The organism is Bradyrhizobium daqingense (assembly GCF_021044685.1).
Taxonomy (GTDB): Bacteria; Pseudomonadota; Alphaproteobacteria; order Rhizobiales; family Xanthobacteraceae; genus Bradyrhizobium; species Bradyrhizobium daqingense.
This window is the reverse complement of sequence record NZ_CP088014.1, coordinates 3154231-3170405: the sequence shown is the minus strand read 5'-3', so window position 1 is coordinate 3170405 and position 16175 is coordinate 3154231. Positions and strand designations below refer to the sequence as shown.

At 65.4% G+C, this 16175-nt stretch carries 13 protein-coding genes; 4 read left to right on the top strand and 9 right to left on the bottom strand.

Translation table 11 applies throughout. The features are described from left to right. Positions 1 to 220 precede the first annotated feature (220 nt). Positions 221 to 490, bottom strand: a complete 270-nt coding sequence (locus tag LPJ38_RS15130) for a hypothetical protein (protein ID WP_145636854.1) — start codon at positions 488 to 490, stop codon at positions 221 to 223. Between the two features lie 181 nt (positions 491 to 671). On the opposite strand from LPJ38_RS15130, the gene LPJ38_RS15125 reads away from it, so the two are divergent. From LPJ38_RS15125 to LPJ38_RS15110, 4 genes are all read left to right on the top strand, one after another. Continuing rightward, entirely contained in the window at positions 672 to 1907 is a 1236-nt protein-coding gene (locus tag LPJ38_RS15125; protein WP_145636851.1) for an SMP-30/gluconolactonase/LRE family protein, read from the top strand. 99 nt (positions 1908 to 2006) lie between these two features. Beyond that, on the top strand, positions 2007 to 3092 hold the full coding sequence (locus tag LPJ38_RS15120; protein ID WP_145636848.1) for an NAD(P)/FAD-dependent oxidoreductase: 1086 nt from the start codon (positions 2007 to 2009) through the stop codon (positions 3090 to 3092). A 78-nt stretch (positions 3093 to 3170) separates the two neighbouring features. After that, positions 3171 to 5681: an excinuclease ABC subunit UvrA gene (gene uvrA, locus LPJ38_RS15115; protein ID WP_145636845.1), complete on the top strand. Its 2511-nt coding sequence runs from the start codon at positions 3171 to 3173 to the stop codon at positions 5679 to 5681. Between the two features lie 144 nt (positions 5682 to 5825). Continuing rightward, the gene (locus LPJ38_RS15110) at positions 5826 to 7136 is read left to right on the top strand and encodes an ABC transporter substrate-binding protein (protein WP_145636842.1); all 1311 of its coding nucleotides are present in this window, start codon (positions 5826 to 5828) and stop codon (positions 7134 to 7136) included. Positions 7137 to 7202: 66 nt separating this feature from the next. Here LPJ38_RS15110 and LPJ38_RS15105 read toward each other — a convergent pair whose 3' ends face one another. The 8 genes from LPJ38_RS15105 to LPJ38_RS15070 form a co-directional block, all read right to left on the bottom strand. Next, the gene (locus tag LPJ38_RS15105; RefSeq protein ID WP_145636841.1) at positions 7203 to 8372 is read right to left on the bottom strand and encodes a Gfo/Idh/MocA family oxidoreductase; all 1170 of its coding nucleotides are present in this window, start codon (positions 8370 to 8372) and stop codon (positions 7203 to 7205) included. Between the two features lie 119 nt (positions 8373 to 8491). Continuing rightward, on the bottom strand, positions 8492 to 9337 hold the full coding sequence (locus LPJ38_RS15100) for a CmcJ/NvfI family oxidoreductase (protein ID WP_145636837.1): 846 nt from the start codon (positions 9335 to 9337) through the stop codon (positions 8492 to 8494). Positions 9338 to 9666: 329 nt separating this feature from the next. Then, positions 9667 to 10605, bottom strand: coding sequence for an ABC transporter substrate-binding protein (locus LPJ38_RS15095; RefSeq protein WP_145636834.1), 939 nt, complete (start codon positions 10603 to 10605; stop codon positions 9667 to 9669). Continuing rightward, positions 10602 to 11702 (bottom strand): LLM class flavin-dependent oxidoreductase, encoded by a 1101-nt coding sequence (locus LPJ38_RS15090; RefSeq protein WP_145636830.1) that lies wholly within the window; start codon positions 11700 to 11702, stop codon positions 10602 to 10604. Before LPJ38_RS15090 ends, LPJ38_RS15095 begins: the two co-directional genes overlap by 4 nt. Before the next feature lie 30 nt (positions 11703 to 11732). After that, entirely contained in the window at positions 11733 to 12905 is a 1173-nt protein-coding gene (locus LPJ38_RS15085) for an acyl-CoA dehydrogenase family protein (protein ID WP_145636827.1), read from the bottom strand. Further along, entirely contained in the window at positions 12899 to 13690 is a 792-nt protein-coding gene (locus tag LPJ38_RS15080) for an ABC transporter ATP-binding protein (RefSeq protein WP_145636824.1), read from the bottom strand. Before LPJ38_RS15080 ends, LPJ38_RS15085 begins: the two co-directional genes overlap by 7 nt. Beyond that, positions 13684 to 14706 carry an ABC transporter permease gene (locus LPJ38_RS15075; RefSeq protein WP_145636819.1) on the bottom strand — a complete coding sequence of 341 codons (1023 nt, stop codon included), beginning with the start codon at positions 14704 to 14706 and terminating at the stop codon, positions 13684 to 13686. Before LPJ38_RS15075 ends, LPJ38_RS15080 begins: the two co-directional genes overlap by 7 nt. Further along, the gene (locus tag LPJ38_RS15070) at positions 14684 to 15787 is read right to left on the bottom strand and encodes an ABC transporter substrate-binding protein (protein ID WP_145636816.1); all 1104 of its coding nucleotides are present in this window, start codon (positions 15785 to 15787) and stop codon (positions 14684 to 14686) included. Before LPJ38_RS15070 ends, LPJ38_RS15075 begins: the two co-directional genes overlap by 23 nt. Between the last annotated feature and the right edge of the window lie 388 nt (positions 15788 to 16175).

Here is a 16175-nt window from a genome sequence, read left to right as displayed (position 1 = left end):
GCGGCCGGGATCGTGGCGGCGGCCAGAGCCACCTTCCCCGAAATCCCATCGATTTGGCCGCGAATCAGCATTGCCAGACCCTTTTGAGCCACAAATCCTTGGCCAAAACCGTTGACGGTTGGTTGCCAGAAGGCTCAGTACGGACCGTTTCTAGACGAGAAACAGCCGCAACTGCAACGCCAAAAGATGGTCAGGAGAACTGACCTAGTGCTGCAAGGGGCTATCCCGTGCCGGTGCGGCGGGCGCGGGCTCTGCTCTCCCAGCGGTTCAGCATCTGGCCGAGCTCACCCGTGGTGCCGGGTGCGGCGGCGCCGGGCTTGGGTATCTCGTTGGTGTTGGCCGGCGTGTTGGCGGAGAGCCAATCCGGCTCGGCGTATTCGCGCCAGCGGCGTGCCTCTGCCCGCCTTTTGCGGGAGACATGGTCACGCATGAAATAGCCGCCCGCAAAAGCAATCGCGAGCAGGATGATCAGGACGACAATTTGCACAATGAGCTCCGGCTTGATCCCCGTCAGCGCCCATCAATCCAAACGCATTTGAAGGTGACGAAATTGCGGCCCGTCATCGCGCAGCGGTTTTGATTCCACCCCTCGCAACCGTCATCGGACCGGACTAACCTTTCGCGCGGCTCGACCGGATCAACCGGTCAGCGAACATGATCGGGAGGACGCGATGACACGCCAAGAGGCTCGTGACGGAGAGCTGCATGACCGGAATGCTGCGCTTTCACGACGAACACTCGTCCAAGGGCTGGCAATCAGTGCCGCCAGCATGGCCGGAGCCGGGGCTGCGCTGGCCCAGACCGGACCCGCCGCACCGCCAACGACGATCACCACGCCGCCGCGCGATTTCAGCCCGAACGGCGCGCCGACGACCTATTTCTGGGACCCCGACATCATCGCGGTCGATCCGTCCTTCGACGATCTTGCGCAGCCCAACACCGCGATCAAGCGTCTCTACACCGGACTGCTCTGGGCCGAAGGCCCGGCGTGGAGCGCGCAGGGCCGCTACCTCCTATGGAGCGACATTCCCAACAACCGGCAGATGCGCTGGACCGAGGACGACGGCCGCGTCAGCGTATTCCGCACGCCCTCGAACAATTCCAACGGCAACTCGTTCGACTTCCAGGGCCGCCAGCTCTCCTGCGAACACCTAACGCGGCGGGTGACGCGCTACGAGCATGACGGCACCGCCACCGTGCTCGCCGACTCCTATCAGGGCAAGAAGCTGAACTCGCCGAACGACATCGCCGCGCATCCCGACGGCAGCTACTGGTTCACCGATCCGCCCTATGGCGGCCAGCTCTACGAAGGCGAGCCCGACGCTGCCGGCGGTCCGAGCAATGCGAGCGGCAAGCTCAATCCGCGGATCGGCCAGCCGGCCGGCTTCGTGCCGGGCAAGCGCGAACTGCCGACCAACTGCTATCGCATCGATCCCACCGGCCGCATCGATCTCGTCGTCACCGAGGACCAGGTGCCCGATCCGAACGGCCTGTGCTTCTCGCCGGACTACAAGAAATTGTACGTCGCCTCGACCGGCAAGGGACCGGGCGACACCGGTCCCGGCGGCAAGGGCGAGATCTTCGTGTTCGACGTCGGCAGCGACAACAAGCTCACCAACTTCAAGAAGTTCACCGATTGCGTGATCGACGGCGTGAAGTGCGGACCGGACGGGCTGCGCTGCGACGTCAACGGCAATCTCTGGGCCTCCAGCAATGCCGGCCGCGCGGTCGGCTACAGCGGCGTGACGGTGTGGTCGCCGGAAGGCAAGCTGCTCGGCCGCATCCGACTGCCTGAGGTCTGCGGCAACGTCTGCTTCGGCGGCCCCAAGCGCAACCGCCTGTTCATGGCGGCGAGCCAGTCGCTCTACGCGGTCTACACGGCAACGCAGGGGGCCGGGCCGGGCTGAGCGAGACGATCAGGATCACCAAGCGGCGCCGGCCTGCCTCGCCGGCGCCGAATTTTTTGGATAGGCCTTTCGCCATAAATCGAACGTCCAGGAGAGACCATGCGCGTTGTGATCTGCGGCGGCGGCGTTATCGGGGCCTGCATTGCCTGGTTTCTCCAGCGCCGCGGCATCGACGTCATCGTCGTCGAGAGCACCGAGGTGGCGGCGGCTGCGTCGGGCAAGGCCGGCGGCTTCCTCGCGCGCGACTGGTGCGCCGGCACGCCGCTCGACGCGCTGGCGCGGCGCAGCTTTGCGCTTCATGCGGAACTGGCCGGGGAGATCGCGGGCGATTGGGGTCATCGCCCCATGACCGCCTATAGCGGTTTCGTTGTCGGCGATGGCGATGCGCGACGGAATCGCCCCTGCTCGCTCGACTGGCTCGCCGATGGCGTCGTCATCGCCCAGCGCATCGGCACGCGCGAGACGACTGCGATCGTCCATCCCCGCAAGTTCACCTCCGCCATGATGGACGCCGCGCAGCTCCGTCGCGGGCGCATCACGGCGATCGCGCGCGATACCGACGGCGTGGCGGTGAAAGGCGTCGAGACCGATGCGAATTTCATTGCAGCGGACGCCGTCGTCATCGCGATGGGCCCCTGGTCGCTGCTCGCCGCGCAATGGATGAGCCTGCCCGCCGTCTATGGCCAGCGCAGCCCAAGCATCGTGTACGACACCGGCACCGATGTGCCGGCCGATGCGCTATTCCTCGAGCATGAGGACGACGGCAGCACCGTGTCGATCGAGGTTTTTCCACGGGCCGACGGCAGCACACATATCACCGCGCTCTCCGACATCGCGCCGCTGCCGCTCGATCCTGCTTCCGTGACGCCCGATCAAGGCGCGATCGCGCGGCTGCAAGCGATGAGCGAACGGGTGTCGCCGCTGTTCAGGCCCGACAGGATCATCGCGCGACAGGCCTGCTTCCGACCGGTGACGGAGGACGGCCTGCCGCTGATCGGCAAGGTGCCGCTGAGCGAGGGTCTCTATGTTGCGACCGGACACAATGTCTGGGGCATCCTCAACGCGCCCGCGACCGGCGAAGCACTCGCGCAACTGATCGCCGATGGCACCGCGCAGATCGACCTCTCGCCATTCGATCCCGCCCGGCTCAGTCCGCTCGATCCGTCGCTGCTGCATACGCACTGACCCGGTGCGATCAGCTGGCATCTCGGGACCCATCCTGCGATCCTGCCGTTACCTCCTGTGGGAGGCTGGAGGAGCCAGATGGATGACAGAGCGAAACAATCTCACAACCTGATGCAGGACGACGGCTTCGTCCGGGTGCGCGGCGCGCGCGAGCACAATCTCAGAAATGTGGACGTACGTATTCCCCGCAACGCGCTGGTCATCTTTACCGGCGTCTCGGGCTCGGGGAAATCCTCGCTGGCCTTTGGAACGATCTACGCCGAGGCGCAGCGGCGCTATCTGGAATCGGTCTCGCCCTACGCGCGGCGCCTGTTCCACCAAATGCAAATCCCGGAAGTCGACGACATCGAGGGCCTGCCGCCGGCCGTGGCGCTCCAGCAGCAGCGCGGCGCACCGACGACGCGGTCCTCGGTCGGCAGCGTCACGACCATCTCGAACCTGCTCAGGATGCTCTATTCCCGCGCCGGCGATTATCCGCGCGGACAGCCGATGCTCTATGCGGAGGCGTTCTCCCCGAACACGCCCGAGGGAGCCTGCCCGACCTGTCACGGCATCGGCAGGATGCTCGACGTCACCGAGAAGTCGATGGTGCCCGACGACACCAAGACGATCCGCGAGCGTGCCATCGCGGCCTGGCCGAGCGCCTGGCAGGGCCAGAACCTCCGCGACATCCTGACGACGATGGGCTACGACGTCGACAAACCCTGGCGCGAGCTGCCCAGGAAGGACCGCGACTGGATCCTGTTTACGGAGGAGCAGCCGACGGTTCCGGTCTATGCCGGTTACGACGCTGCCGAGGTCAAGCGCGCCCTGCGCCGCAAGGAAGAGCCGAGCTATCAGGGCACGTTCACCGGCGCCAAGCGCTACGTGATGCAGACCTACGCCAAGTCCGAGAGCGCGATGATGAAGCGCCGCGTCGCGCAGTACATGATCACGCGGGATTGTCCGAGCTGCCATGGCACGCGGCTGAAACCCGAGGCGCTCAAGGTCAAGTTCGCGAGCCTCAACATCGCGGAGATGTCGCACCTGCCGCTCAAGGAGCTGCAGGAGCTGATCAAGCCATATGCAAAAAGCTCGGCAGACAGGTCGGAGAAGGCCGTCGTCGCGCGGCGCATCTGCGAGGATCTGTCGGCGCGGCTCGCCGTCCTGCTCGACCTCGGTCTCGGCTACCTCGCTTGCGAACGCAGCACGCCGACGCTGTCGCCGGGCGAGCTGCAACGGCTGCGCCTTGCGACCCAGGTCCGCTCGAACCTGTTCGGCGTCGTCTACGTGCTCGACGAGCCGTCGGCAGGCCTGCATCCCGCCGACACCGAGGCGCTGCTGCGGGCGCTCGATCGCTTGAAGCACGCCGGCAATTCGATCTTCGTGGTCGAGCACGAGATCGAGGTGATCAGGCATGCCGACTGGCTGGTGGACGTCGGACCTGAAGCCGGCGAGCACGGCGGCCGCATCCTCTACAGCGGGCCGCCAGAGGGGCTAGGCCAGGTCGAGCAATCGCGGACCGCCACCTATCTCTCACATCCGCGACGGCCGCTGCCGACGATCCGTCGCGAGCCCGAGGGACATCTCAAGGTCCGAGGCGTGACCCGCAACAACCTTCGCGGCCTCGACGTCGACATTCCCCTCGGTGTCATCGCCAGCGTGACCGGCGTATCGGGTTCGGGCAAATCGAGCCTGATCAGTCAATTCCTGGTCGACACCGTGGCCGCGCATCTCGGCCACACGCTTGCAACCGATTCCGACGACAACAGCCTGGCTCCCGCGGTCGCGACATTGGGCGGAAAGATTGCTGCGGGTCTCGATCTCGTCGATCGGCTCGTCGTGGTCGATCAGAAGCCGATCGGCCGCACGCCGCGCTCCAACCTTGCGACCTATACCGGACTGTTCGATCATGTGCGGAAGCTGTTCGCGGCGGCGCCGCAGGCAAAATCCCGCCGCTACGATGCCGGACGGTTCTCGTTCAACGTCGCCAAAGGCCGATGTGCGACCTGCGAGGGCGAAGGCTTCGTATGCGTCGAGCTACTGTTCCTGCCCAGCGTCTATGCGCCGTGCCCGACCTGCAAGGGTGCGCGCTACAACGACAAGACGCTGGAAGTGAAGATCCGGGGCAAATCCATCGCGGACGTGCTGGCGATGCGCGTCGACGAGGCCTTCGACTTTTTCCGCGATGATGCCGGGCTCAACCGCTCGTTGTCGGTCGTCCGCGAGGTCGGCCTCGGCTATATCCGGCTCGGGCAGTCCGCGACCGAATTGTCCGGCGGCGAAGCCCAGCGCATCAAGCTCGCGACCGAACTGATGCGGCCGCAACGCGGCCACACCCTCTATGTCCTGGACGAACCGACGACCGGGCTGCATCCCAGGGACGTCGAGCGGTTGATCGCCCAGCTCGATCGCATCGTGGATTCCGGCAACAGCGTGATCGTGGTCGAGCACGATATGGACGTCATCTCCCACAGCGACTGGATCATTGATCTCGGCCCCGGCGCCGGCGACGAAGGCGGCCGCATCGTCGCCGCGGGTAAGCCGGAGCAGGTTGCCCGAACCGGCGGGAAGACGGCGCATTACCTAGCCCACCGCTTGAAGCAGTGAGCGCTTGCGTCACTCCTTATCTCGCAGTTGCGTTCGCCGACGAGGCTGACGCCCCCGCGACTTTCGCGATGTTGACTTTCCGCCGTCGTCCTCTCCATACTTCGCAAAAAGCAAGATCATATGACTGTTCAGAGGGAGGATAGGATGCCGACTTCACGCAGGCAGCTGCTGAAGACCTCGGCGGCTGCCGCCGCCGCACTCAGCCTCGATTGGACACGCGCCCAGGCGCAAGCCGAGAACTTACGCATCGGCGTCGTCTACGATCTGACCGGCCCGTTCGCCGCCGGTGGTTCGGTCGCCTCCTCGATCGGCGCGCAGATCGCCATCGATCTCGTCAACGAGAAAGGCGGGATCGGCGGCAAGACCAAGATCGTGCCTGTCGCCGCCGACTCCCAGAGCAAGCCTGATGTCGCGATCAACGAGGCCGAGCGGCTGATCAACCAGGAAAAGGTCGACATCCTCAACGGCGTCTATGCGAGCTCGCACGCCGTGCCGCTCGCCGCCAAGGTGGAGCAGCAGAAGAAGATCCTCTGGATCACGACCGCGGTCTCGACCGCCGTGTTCAAGGACAAGAACCTGCAATACGTCTTCCGCGCGCAGATTCATTCAGATCAGTACGGACAGGCCTTCGCAAGCTTCATCAACGAGCACGCAAAAGCCAAGCTCGGCATGGACCCGAAGGAGGTCAAGGTCGCGTTGATCCACGAGGACGGCCCTTACGGCGTCGGTGTTGCCTCCGCCGACGAGGCCTATGCCAAGGAGGCCGGCATCCCGGTGGTGCTGCGCGAGGGCTACTCGGCCTCGGCGCCCGATCTCTCGGTGCTGGTGACGAAGATCAAGCGGGCCAAGGCCGACGTGATCTCGCATGCCGGCTACAACCCCGACATCACCCTGTTCCTGCGCCAGGCGCGCGAGAGCGGCCTGCGTTTCAAGATGCTGTTCGGCGCCGGCGCCGGCTACAGCCAGCTCGACAAGCTGCGCGCCACCTTCGGCGCCGACATCGACAATTTCTGCAACATCGATCCGGTGCCGGCGCAGCTGCTCGATCCCGCCAAGCTCGCGCCCGGCATGGGCGACCTGATCAACGCAATGGTCACGCGCTACAAGGCCAAGACCGGCGCGACCGACGTGCCGCCGCACTGCTCGATGGGCTTCAATCAGACCTGGGTGCTGCTCAACAATGTGCTGCCGGTTGCCAAGGAGAAGTATGGCAGCTTCGAGCCCGAGGCCATCCGCAAGGCCGCGCTGGACGTCGACATCCCCTCCGGTGGCACCATCCAGGGCTATGGCGTAAAATTCTACCCGCCCGGCACGGCGCTCTCCGGGCAGAACGAACGCTCGACACCGGTGGTGATGCAGAACGCCGGCGAGCACATCTCGGTGGTGTGGCCATCCAACATCCGTACGAGGGACCCGGTCTTCCCGCTGCCAAAGGGATCGACCTACGGGGCGTAGAAGGGCGGCGCGCGGCGACGATGCTCTTACCCTCCCCTGCGCCTCCAGGGGAGGGTAAGAGAGCCCCTACAACACCACCCGTCTCCCCTCCTCCGCCGCCCAATAGCCGGCGTAGTTCACCTTGATCGTCTCATAGGCCAGCGCGAGGTCCGACAGCGGCTGGCGGCCGGTTGCCACGCATTCCATGAAGTCCTGGATCTCCTGCAAGTAGCCGCGCGTCCATTCCTCTTCGAGGCAGACATATTGCCAGCCGGTTTTGCGGTCCACCTTCTCGGTGATGTAGACGCTCGCGAGCTTTTCCTCGCTGGTCTGGTAGGTCATCAAATGGTTGTTCGGGGTGATGTTGGCGAACAGCGAGCCGCCGCTCGTATAGGTCTCGATCAGATTGCGCACCCCGCCCATGATCATGTCGCCGGAGAACACGGTCGCCTTGGTGCCGTCGGAGAAGGTGGCGGTGAGCGTGCCCCAGTCCTCGACGTCGACCGGATTGGCTTTGATGTAAGTCCGCTCTTCGGGCTTCAGCCCCGCGGTGACGTTGCCGACATCGCAGGTGACGCTGGCGACGCGGATGGTCTCGCCGCGCGCCCTGGCTTCCACCTGTTTCAGATACAGCACGGCCGAGAGCGGATGACAGCCCATGCGGATCAGCGAACCGCCACCGGTCATGGCCCATTGCGCGGCGTGGGCCGCGTGCGATCCGGAGTGGCTCTCCTCGCCCTTCATGAACAGGATCTTGTCCCTCGTCGCTCTGAGGATCTCCGCGGTCTTGGTCACCGCGGGCGTGTAGACCCAGTCCTCAGCATACATGAAGAGCTTCCCGGTGCCCTCGATCGCGGCGCGCGTCGCGTGCATCTCCTCCAGCACGCGCTCATACATCAGCGCCTTCGGCACATGCTTGCCGATCGGCTGCGCATCGCCCTCGCGTCCGAAATAGCCGGCAAAGGGCTTTTCGCAGATGACATGCTTGCCGGCCTGCATGGCGCCAATGATCATCTCGGCATGGAGATTGGGCGGGGTGCAGATGTCCACGACATCTATCTCGCCGTCCGCGATCAGGTCGGCAAAACTGCGATAGACGCGCGGGATGCCATGGCGGGCGGCGAAGTCGACGACATGATCGCCGCGCGCGGCCACCGCCGCAACCTCGACGTCCACGCCATAGACGCGCCGGAACGCATACATGTGCAGCTCCGACACGAAGCCGCAGCCGACGAGTCCCACCCTGATTTTGGCCATAGCGCCCCTCACCCGGTTTGGGGGCAATATAGCGCGCCCGCGGTCCTAATCCACTGTGGCCCGCACCACGCCCGCGCGCATTATGCCGAGCGCGCGGGCAGCAGTGCCATCGCCCTTTGCTACTGCTTATGGAACACCAGCGTGCGCACCTCGATGCTTTCGCGGGGCGCAGCATCTTGTGGCGTCGTCGGATCCACGAACGCCGTATGCGGCCCGAACCGGGTGCGGCCGTCGGTTACGGAATCGTAGCATTTCAGCAGTAGCGCCTCTTCCGGGGTCATCTCGGGAAAATAGAACCAGCGATGGTTCGGATTGTACTTCACCGAATAGGTCTCGCCGCGGCGATTTGGATAGATGAGATCCGAGGCGACGAGATCATCAGGCGCGACCGTGGTGCCGTCGGCCATCGCCAGCGGCGAATCGCGCAAGGGACCGCGGATCGGCCGCCACAGGTTGATCACCTGCACCCGGCCCTTCAGCAACTCGTCGGCTTCCTCGGGCAGATGCTCGCGCACGCGGTTGGCGCCGGAGATTGCGGTCTGGTCGACATGGACGCGCGTCGCGGGCTGGCGTGGGCCGCCATCGCGGATGTCCGCCGCGCCCTCGACACGCCTGCGCACGGTATGATCGAAGATGACGACGCGGTCGGCCCGCAGCGTCGCGCGCAGGAATGCTTCGACGGCGGGATAGTAGACCGCCCTCACCTCGGCGTCGTTGTAGAAATCTTTTACCTGGGTCGGATGGCGCACCAGCGCGAAGCCTTCGCGATCGAGCGAGAAGTTCTGCGCGATCAGCCGCGCATCGAAGATCGGCACCTGATGCGGCTCCGGCAGCGCCGTGCTCTTCGGCTCGCCCGGCGGCGGATCGAAGGCATAGGTGCGCGGCTTGGCTGTAACAGGCGCGAGATAGTTGAGTTCGGCAGTGACGAAGGGAAGCGACTCGATTTTTGCTTCTTGCAGGCCCATGGCCGGTCTCCCGATGTGGTCGTCGGATTGATTTTTGAGGGGATGCGGCGCGTTGCAAGGGAGGTGGTGCAAATAGCAATAGGGGTGTTGTCGGCGACACGGAACGAGGAAGGAAAGCGTCGAGGAATGCGCGCATTATGGAAGCGCTGTTCTCCATCTCACGAGGCCTTGAGAGGGTTGTGATATCTCGTGCTCTGGACGCAGCGCATCACGCAGTGGTGCGCTGCTGAGCCCGGGGCCCATCTCACCGCGAGCACACTGCGCAGCATGGGTCCCGGCTCTGCGCAGCAGCGTTTCACGCTGCAGCACGTCCGGGACACGAGGCCTGCCTACAGCCCCGCCCTCGCAATCGCATCCGTGAAGGAGCGATCCACGATCTCGGCTGCATCCAACTTCCGCTTGATCAGTCCCCAGCGGAAATAGAGATCGATCGTGCTCTGCTCGTCCGCGACCACGCCGTCGTCGATCGGCGTAATGCGGATCTTGGCGCGCGACAGCCAGTTCTGCGGCACGGCGGTCGGGATGTTCATCAGCCGGCCCCAGGTCGCAGCATAGCTGTCGATGTTGTTCAGCGACCACGCCCGCGCCGCGCTGAGGCGGCGGATGAAGTCCGTCAGCTCCGCGCGCTTGTCCCTGATCGCATCGGGCCGCGCGACCTGGAAGCTTAGCCCCGGCGTCAGGCCTTCCGAGGTGATGATGCGGCGGGATTTGAACAGCACCTCTTCCTGGCTGACATATGGCTCCCAGGTCGACCAGGCATCGACGGATCCTTGCGTATACGCGATCTTGGCATCCGACGGCGCCAAGAAGGCAATTTGCACGTCGCTCGCAGCCCAGCCGTTCTTCTCGAGCGCGGCGAGGATCAGCTGATGACCGATCGAGCCGCGGCCCGTTGCAATCTTCTTGCCGCGCAAATCGGCAAAGCTCTTGATCGACGAAGTCTCCGGCACGAGGATCGCGAGGCCCTCGCGGGTTTGCCGGATGGCGGCGATCGCCTTGACCGGCGCGCCGGAAGCGGCGGCGAAGGTGAAGGGCGCGTCGCCCACGAGTCCGGTCTCGATCGCACCGGCGCTGAGCGCTTCGAGCAAGGGCGCTGCCGCCGGAAACTCCTTCCACTCGATCTTGTAGGGAACGTCCTTGAGCACGCCGGCCGCTTCCATCACGGCCTGTGCATTGCCCTTCTGGTCACCCACGCGCAAGGTGGTTTGCGCCGCTGCAAGCTCCAATGAACCGAACAGCAGCGCGCCGGCCAACATGAGGCGGATCATTCCGCGGCCTCGCCGCGCACGGCCTGACGCTTGGCGACGATCTCCCGCGTCAGCGGGATCAGCTCGCGGCCATACTCGATGGCGTCGATCAGCGGATCGAAGCCGCGGATCAGGAAGTGGCTGATGCCGAGGTCGTAATAGTCGCCGAACACTTCGGCGACCTGCTCGGGCGTGCCGACGAGTGCGGTGGTGTTGCTGTTGGCGCCGGTGAGCTTTGCGATCTCGGTCCACAGCCGCTTGTCGATGCGGCTGCCCTGATCGGCGAGCGCAAGCAGGCGCCGCGCACCGGCGGTGGCATGGCCGTCCGCGGGCTTGCGATAGCCGGTCTTGTCCTGAAGCGCGGTGGCGCGCGCCAAGATCTCTTCCGCCTTCTCCCAGGCCTGCTTCTCGGTCGGCGCAATGATCGGCCGAACCGACAGGCTGAAGCGCGGCGTCGGCCGCCCCTGCCGGACCGCTGCGTTATGGACGCGCGAGGTGACGTCGCGCACCTGCGCATAGGATTCGCCCCACAGCGCGAAGGTGTCGGCATGCTTGCCGGCGACGTCGATCGCCGCATCCGAGGCCCCGCCGAAATAGACGCGGATGCCCTCCGGCCGATACGGCTTCACCTGCGAGAACGCGTTCTCGACCTGGTAGTACTTGCCTCTGTAGGTGAACGGCTTGTCGCTGGTCCATTCCAGCTTGAGCACGTCGAGGAATTCGGATGTGCGGGCGTAACGCTCGTCCTTGTCGTCGAGCGTGTTGCCGTCCTGCCTGAGCTCGGCGGCATTGCCGCCGGTGATGACGTGCAGGGCCACCCTGCCGCGCGAAAACTGGTCGAGCACTGCAAACTGCCGCGCCAGCAGCGTGGGCGCAGTGAAGCCGGGCCGCTGCGCGATCAGCACGTTGAGGCGCGAGGTGTGATTCAGGACGTGCTGAGCAACCTGGAGCGCGTCGGGCGAGGTCGAATGAAACGCCAGCAGCGCGCGATCGAAGCCGGCATTCTCATGCGCCTTCGCCACCGTCTCGATGTGGGTGGGGTTGAGCATCGGACCTTCGCGGACCACGGTCTCGGATGAATTGTTGTTGCTGATGAAGCCGATGAACTCGATCGACATGATCGTCTCCCTGATTGTTTTCCGGATAGGCTAGAGGCCCAATGCGGCGCGGCCGAGGCCGATGCGCGTGGAATCGTCCTGCGGCGTGTGCACGCGCCCGCACAGCACGTCGCGATAGTGCCGCTCCAGCGGATTGGTGCGGGACAGGCCGTGATTGCCGGTGAGCGACAGCGCGTCCTCGACCACGGCGACGGCATTGTTCGTCACGGTGAGCTTGATGACGTTTGACTCGCTTCCCGAGAGCTGGACGCCGTCATCGAAATCACGCGCGAACGTATCTATCAGCCGCGCATCGACCGTGAGCCGTGCCTCGATGCCGCCGAGGATCTCCTGTGCCCGCGGCAGGCTCGCCAGCGGTGCGCCGAGGCTGGCGGGAACACGCTGCTTGAGGAAGGTGATCAACCAGTCGCGCGCGGCGCGGGCGACGCCGTCATAGATCGCGGCGACGAAGAGCGTGTGAACGCTCGCCTGCGTGACGTCGAGCGTGCGCCAATCGGCCGGCTTGCGCACGTCGACTTCGGCATCGAGCGGGATCACGACGTCGTCGAAAACGACGTCGTGGCTGCCACTAGCGCGCAGGCCGTGATGGTCCCAGGTCTCGACGATGCGCGTGCCCGGCAGGCCCGCCGGCACCAGGAACTGTCCGACGCGCGGCTCGGCCTCGTCGGTCCGCGCCCAGACTAGGTACCATTTCAGGATCGGCGAGCCCGTCGAATAGATCTTGTGGCCGGTGAGCCGCCAGCCGGTGTCGGTGCGCCGCGCGATCGTCGCCGGCAGGCCGCCGCGGGCGGGTGAGCCGAGCTCGGGCTCGACCCGCAGCGCGTTGACCAGCGCGAGGCCCTCGACGCTTTCGCGCGCCAACTTGCGCGACAGCTTCGCCGGCCAGGTCGGGCTGCGCGCCATCACCAGATGATTGATGTAGTGCATCGACAGCACCAGCGCGGTCGACGGATCGGCCTTGCCGATGATGCCGAGGACGCGCGCGGTGTATCGCGCGCCGGCACCAGCGCCACCATGAACGGCGGGCACCGTCAACGATAACAGGCCTGCTTCAGACAGCTCGCGAAAGTTCTCGAATGGAAAGCTGCCGGTACGGTCATGCTCGGCCGCGCGCACGGCGAAGCCTTCGGCAAGCACTTCGGCGCGCGCGATGTAGTCGGGCTCGCTGTGGGCCGTGCGACCCGTGGCTGCGGAAATTACCATGTGGCGTCCAGTCCCAAGAGGCCGAGGATCTGGCGGCGCAGATCGGCGAGATATGGATCGCCGCGATGCCGCGGATAAGGCCGATCGACGCGGATGTCGGCCTTGACCCGCGCCGGCCGGTCGCTGAACACGATGACGCGGTTGGCGAGCACCAGAGCCTCCTCGGCATCGTGCGTCACCAACAGCGTGGTGAAACCCTTGCGCTGCCAGAGCGAGACGAGCTCGGCCTGCATGATGATGCGGGTGAGCGAGTCGAGCTTGCCGAGCGGCTCGTCGAGGATCAGGATCTTGGGATCATTGACCAGCGCTCGCGCCAGCGCGACGCGCTGCGCCATGCCGCCGGAGAGCTGGTGCGGATAGGCGTTGCGAAACGACGCCAGCCCGACGAGGTCCAGCGCGGCATCGACGCGGTGACGCTGGCTCTTCAAAATGCCCTGGGCCTCGAGGCCCAGGGCGACGTTGTCCCAGACCGACCGCCAGGGAAACAGGGTCGGATCCTGGAACACGACGACGCGCGAGGGATGCGGACTTCGGATGCGGTCCTCGTCCTCCCGCAGCCTTCCCGCCTTGGGCTTGTCGAGCCCGGCGACCAGGCGCAGCAAGGTCGACTTGCCGCAGCCGGAGGGGCCAAGCAGCGCGACGAACTCGCCGGGCTCGACCGAGATGCTGACGTCGCTGAGCACCGGCAGCTCGGTGCCGCCGATGTCGAAGGCGTGGCTAACCTGCTCGATGTCGAGCGCGGCGCCGGCCGCGGGATGTGTGACAGTTTCAGCCAGAGCTACCATTTCACGGTCCCCTTCTGCCAGACCAGGAGACGGTCGCGGATCGAAAACAGCAGCGTGATCGCGCCGGAGCACAGCAGCGACATCACGATCAGCGCGGCATACATGTTGGCGTAGGCGGCCCAGCCCTGCGCCCATTGCAGGTACCAGCCGAGGCCGGCCTTGACGCCGATCATCTCGGCGACGACCAGCACCGCGAAGGACGAGCCCAGCCCCATGAACAGGCCGACGAAGACGTGCGGGAGGGCGGCGGGGATCGCGACTTTCAGCACCAGGAAGGACGGCTTGGCGCCCAGCGTGCGCGCGACGTCGTAATAGGCATTGCTGACGCTCGCAACGCCCGACCAGGTCAGCACGGTCACGGGGAAGCCCGTCGCCAGCGCGATCAGGAACGTCGAGGCGCTCCAGCTCGACGGAAACGTGAAGAAGGCGATCGGCAGCCACGCCGTTGCCGGCAGCGGGCCGATGAAACGCAGCATCGGATGCACCCAATAGCCGACCGCGCGCGACCAGCCGATCGAGACGCCGGTGAGGAAGCCGATCGTGGCGCCGATCAGATAGCCGCCGAGCTGGAGCTTGACCGAGGCGAAGACGCTGTCGAGCAGCTTTGGCAGATCGTCGGTATAGACCTCGATGATCGCCTGCGGCGGCGGAAAGAACGGCAGCGGCAGCCAGGCGAATTTCGCGGTCGCGACCTCCCATAGCGTCAGGAACGCGCCGAGCGCGACCAGCCAGGGCGCGCGCTTGTGCAGGGCCCGACCGGCAGAGCCGAGATAATCGGCCCCGATGGTGCCGAACAGCGCGATGGCGGCGATGATGAAGGCAGCAATACCGAGCGAATGCGTGCGCGACCAGTCGCCCACATCCTGCCACCACAGGCAGGACAGGCCGAAAGCGATCCAGGCGATGCTGGCGAGCACGCCGACGCCAGATTCCCGGATCCAACTTGCCAGCAGCGGTGCGCGCGAGACGCGCGGCGCGCCGGAGGCAAGCCCGTCAGACAGCGAATACGTCGACATAGATGCGCTCCGCGAATTTGGCCGTATCGGTGCTTTGCTTGAACACCTGCACGCTCTTGAGATCGTCGGCATAGGCCTTCAGCTCGCGCTTGAGCACGTCGCCGACGGGATGATGATGGTGGGTATGGTAGCGCACCATGCCCTCGATATCGGCGAGCGTCGCCGCCTTCGGCGCGTAGGGCTGGAACGATTTTGCCGCAACCGTCGCATTCTGCGCGGTGAACATCGCAGCATCCAGCAGCGCCTGGGTGATGGCGCGGGCAACCTGCGGCTCCTCGCGCACCAGGCTGCCGCGCAGGCCGAGGATGCAGCAGCTCTTCTCGCGATACTCGCCGTCGAGATTGGAGGCGACTTCCTTGTATTGGGTGTCCTTGAGCCAGAGATAGGCCAGCGGATCGGACGACAGGAACGCCTGCACCTCGCCCTTCTCGACAGCAACGTTGAGAAGGTTGCCGGGATAAGCGCGCCAATCGACACCCTTGACCGGATCGATGCCGAGCTTTGCGAGCTGGATCGAGAAGAAGTTCTTGTCCGGGCCGGCGAGATCGCCGACCGCGACGATCTTGCCCTTGAGATCGGCGAGCTTGGCGACGCTGGAATCGGTGCGCGACAGCACGCGCATGCAACCACCATGGGTGCCCGCGGCGATCTTGACGTCAAAGCCCTGCTCCAGCGGCTTCAGCCAGCGCAGCGCCATGCCGAGGCCGGCGTCGCTCTTGCCCGTCGCGATCGCCTCGAGCAGCTGGTCGGTCGAGCCGGAATAGTTGACGAGCTCGACGTCGAGATTGTGCTTCTGGAAGAAGCCGTACTCGATCGCGACCGGCACGGGCGCAAGACAAACCGCGCCGGCATTCCACGACAGTTTCAGCTTGCGCGGCGCGCCGGTGAGCGCAGGCGCGCTCGATGCCGTCCGGCACAGCGGAAACTCGGAGAAATCGACGCCGGTCGCAATCCCGCCCGGTGCGAAGGCCTGCGCTGCACCGAACGCGCCGAGCGGTGCAGCGAAGGCTGCCGCGAGTCCCGCCTGAAGCAGATGGCGCCGGTCGAATTTCGATCCGCCGCGCTTTTCATCGTCGTTCATCGGTCCCGCTCCTGCGCTGGCACGGCTCCGCCGTCGGCGCGACGCGTGGCGTTGCGCATGTTCCGTGCGGAGCTGCGTTGAGAGAATGTCGTTCTGCGGCGCTTCACGCGCCGCGTTGAAGCGATGCGCAAATCATGCGGCGCACGCGCCTCATCGTCAATGAAATGGAATTTCGAATGTTGCGCGAAGCGAGGTCATTCTGTCCATCGCCGCACGCAGGAACGATGAAAGGATTTTCGCGAATGCAGTGGCCAATGCCGAGCGAAGCGGGGCACGCATCTGCATCATTCCTGTGCAGCTCTCCGTCGCAAGCATGCCGTCTTCTCACGCGCGGCCGTTCGATGAAACGTCCTTGCCTGAGGCGTGCGCAATACGAACGCCCATTTCA

Coding starts and splice junctions, on each gene's coding strand:
- LPJ38_RS15125 (WP_145636851.1), top strand. CDS start 672: ATGACACGCCAAGAGGCTCGTGACGGAGAGCTGCATGACCGGAATGCT.
- LPJ38_RS15120 (WP_145636848.1), top strand. CDS start 2,007: ATGCGCGTTGTGATCTGCGGCGGCGGCGTTATCGGGGCCTGCATTGCC.
- uvrA (WP_145636845.1), top strand. CDS start 3,171: ATGGATGACAGAGCGAAACAATCTCACAACCTGATGCAGGACGACGGC.
- LPJ38_RS15110 (WP_145636842.1), top strand. CDS start 5,826: ATGCCGACTTCACGCAGGCAGCTGCTGAAGACCTCGGCGGCTGCCGCC.
- LPJ38_RS15105 (WP_145636841.1), bottom strand. CDS start 8,372: ATGGCCAAAATCAGGGTGGGACTCGTCGGCTGCGGCTTCGTGTCGGAG.
- LPJ38_RS15100 (WP_145636837.1), bottom strand. CDS start 9,337: ATGGGCCTGCAAGAAGCAAAAATCGAGTCGCTTCCCTTCGTCACTGCC.
- LPJ38_RS15095 (WP_145636834.1), bottom strand. CDS start 10,605: ATGATCCGCCTCATGTTGGCCGGCGCGCTGCTGTTCGGTTCATTGGAG.
- LPJ38_RS15090 (WP_145636830.1), bottom strand. CDS start 11,702: ATGTCGATCGAGTTCATCGGCTTCATCAGCAACAACAATTCATCCGAG.
- LPJ38_RS15085 (WP_145636827.1), bottom strand. CDS start 12,905: ATGGTAATTTCCGCAGCCACGGGTCGCACGGCCCACAGCGAGCCCGAC.
- LPJ38_RS15080 (WP_145636824.1), bottom strand. CDS start 13,690: ATGGTAGCTCTGGCTGAAACTGTCACACATCCCGCGGCCGGCGCCGCG.
- LPJ38_RS15075 (WP_145636819.1), bottom strand. CDS start 14,706: ATGTCGACGTATTCGCTGTCTGACGGGCTTGCCTCCGGCGCGCCGCGC.
- LPJ38_RS15070 (WP_145636816.1), bottom strand. CDS start 15,787: ATGAACGACGATGAAAAGCGCGGCGGATCGAAATTCGACCGGCGCCAT.